The sequence below is a fragment of the Halorubrum sp. SD690R genome, from assembly GCF_005435035.1.
Taxonomy (GTDB): domain Archaea; phylum Halobacteriota; class Halobacteria; order Halobacteriales; family Haloferacaceae; genus Halorubrum; species Halorubrum ezzemoulense.
On the sequence record NZ_SGTV01000088.1, the window covers coordinates 1 to 1,377 of the forward strand.

At 52.7% G+C, this 1,377-nt stretch carries 2 protein-coding genes and 2 pseudogenes; all 4 read left to right on the top strand.

Translation table 11 applies throughout. The features are described 5' to 3' along the window. Nucleotides 1-225 (top strand): hypothetical protein (locus EXE41_RS19485; protein ID WP_206750863.1); only part of this gene is annotated, 225 nt, incomplete at its 5' end. Further along, nucleotides 126-635 (top strand): annotated as a pseudogene (locus tag EXE41_RS18505) (transposase); the annotation flags it as partial. The gene EXE41_RS19485 and the pseudogene EXE41_RS18505, both read left to right, overlap by 100 nt. 127 nt (nucleotides 636-762) lie before the next feature. Further along, nucleotides 763-996 (top strand): hypothetical protein, encoded by a 234-nt coding sequence (locus EXE41_RS18510; RefSeq protein WP_137691783.1) that lies wholly within the window; start codon nucleotides 763-765, stop codon nucleotides 994-996. A 151-nt stretch (nucleotides 997-1,147) separates the two neighbouring features. Beyond that, nucleotides 1,148-1,261: pseudogene (locus tag EXE41_RS18515) on the top strand (PadR family transcriptional regulator); the annotation flags it as partial. Nucleotides 1,262-1,377: the final 116 nt, after the last annotated feature.

Genomic DNA, 1,377 nt, shown 5'->3' on the forward strand with positions numbered 1-1,377 from the left:
ATCTTCGGCGTCACGGAGAAGCTCGTCGAGCTTCTCCTCCGAAAGGTGACGCTTGATCTCTTTGCGTCGATTGCTTCCCATTACCAGCACATTGAGTCCACCCCACAAAAGATTTCTCACTCATTACAGCCGAGAAACGCACTGGTCACGCTGCTATCGATTCGACCGGCTTCGGCCGTGATCAGCCCAGATGCCACTACACAAACCGCACAAACTACCGCCTAAGGGCGCTGAAAGTCACCGCTCTCGTGGATGTAGAAACGCTGTACATCGCCGATATCCACTCGACGATCTTGAAGAAACACGTTACGAAGATCGGCCCGCAGGTCGCCCGGCGAAACGTCGGCGACCTGTAGAGTCTCGCTGCTGATCGCGGCTATGACGCCAAAGCCTTCTGCGACAACGGCATCAGACCGCTGATTAAACACCGGATCATGAATCCACTCGATCACACTCACAACGCCCGCATGGACGGTGATCGCTACCACCAGCGTTCGATGTCACACATCGTCTTCTCGTCGATCAAGCGTACGCTCGGCTCCGCCGTGCGTGCGCGAAGCCGGTGAGTAAAGTTCCGCGAAATGCTGCTGAAAGACACCGTTTATAACCTTCGCCGGAGCGTCCGATACCCGTGAAATCCGCCACCGCGTACCGAAATTACAGAGTCGTAAAATCTAGTGAGAACACTGGAAAACCGGTGTGGAGGTGGGGGTCTGGCGATGATCCCAATATCCTACTATCTGCGTTTCATAGGTACTGGCAATGGCGAATTCGCGGCGGCCCATCGCACCAGCTGAAGAAAATGTCCTCGATCATCTTGAGGCATATCTCGAAGAACTGGGCGATACCAACCCGCTTACGCGTGAGATAGCTATCGCATACCTCGAGGATCACGGAATCAAGCCTGCCGACGGACGCGATATAATCAAACAGCTACTCCTGAAGGGGTATCTATATGAGGTTGGTGACGAAATTCGGATTCCACCACGCTCGTGACGAGTTGGTACGTCTGGTCTATCGGGCTCTTCTCTCTCTTATCGCTAGTTCACGCCTGTACCAAACACAACAGATCTTCCCCAGATGGTTCGTTACTTCCGATATACCAGAAATCGATAGTATTTCATGAATATAACTCGAAACGCGAACGATGTACGATCTCACTGGCTTTCAGCGCGATCTCCTGTATGTCATTGCCGGGCTTGAGGACCCACACGGGCTCGCAATCAAAGACGAACTCGAAGACTACTACGAAACTCAGCTTTGAACGTTGTCATGTTGACACTATTTGGCCCGAAATCGGAGGAAAAGACGTTCTACGAGGAGTCTACGGTATCGGCCGAACTGGAGGGTGATTCACAGAGGATAATGAAGGCAGCG

Excerpts from the sequence above, each read along its gene's own strand:
- EXE41_RS18510 (WP_137691783.1), top strand. The coding sequence starts at position 763 with ATGGCGAATTCGCGGCGGCCCATCGCACCAGCTGAAGAAAATGTCCTC.